The organism is Streptomyces sp. P5F9 (genome assembly GCF_057961495.1).
Window position 1 is genome coordinate 1 of sequence record NZ_JBXVPZ010001015.1, and the last position, 723, is coordinate 723.

Here is a 723-nt window from a genome sequence, read left to right on the forward strand (position 1 = left end):
TGCTGCGGGTGCGGGCCGGGATGAAGCCGATCGCGACGGTGCCGCGGGCTCTGCAGACGGTGGATGTGGTGACCGGTGAGGCCACGCAGGCCCACCATCAGCGCTCCGACGTGTCCGCGGTTCCGGCGGCGGGGATTGTCGCGGAGGCGATGGTCGCGCTGGTGCTGGCGGATGCGGTGGCGGAGAAGTTCGGCGGCGACAGCGTGCCCGAGACCCGGCGCAACGTGCGGTCGTACCTTGAGAATCTGGCCATCCGGTGACCGGGGCCCCGCTGGTCGTCCTGGTCGGTCCGATGGGTGTCGGCAAGTCGACGGTCGGGCAGCAGTTGGCCGGGCGGCTGGGTGTCGGTTACCGGGACACCGATGACGACATCGTGGCCGCGGAGGGCCGCTTCATCGCGGAGATCTTCGTGGATGAGGGTGAGCCGGTGTTCCGTGCGATCGAGAAGCGTGCCGTGCAGCAGGCACTCGCCGGGCACGAGGGTGTGCTGGCCCTCGGCGGCGGCTCGATCCTCGACGAGGACACGCGGGCGCTGCTCGCCGGGCACCGGGTCGTCTACCTCTCCATGGACGTGGACGAGGCGGTCAGGCGCACCGGCCTCAACGCGGCCCGCCCGCTGCTGGCCATCAACCCGCGCAAGCAGTGGCGCGAACTGATGGAAGCCAGGCGGCACTTGTATGCCGAGGTCGCGCAGGCCGTCGTCCCCACCGACGGCCGCACCCC

General features: G+C 71.2%; 2 protein-coding genes. Both read left to right on the forward strand.

Features of this window, described 5'->3' with window-relative positions; translation table 11 throughout:
* A partial coding sequence (locus tag AC31A1_RS52160) for a chorismate synthase (protein ID WP_489660036.1) occupies nucleotides 1-260 on the forward strand: 260 nt, incomplete at its 5' end.
* Between the two features lie 32 nt (nucleotides 261-292).
* Nucleotides 293-723: shikimate kinase (locus tag AC31A1_RS52165; RefSeq protein WP_489660037.1), on the forward strand; the 431-nt coding region annotated here is incomplete at its 3' end.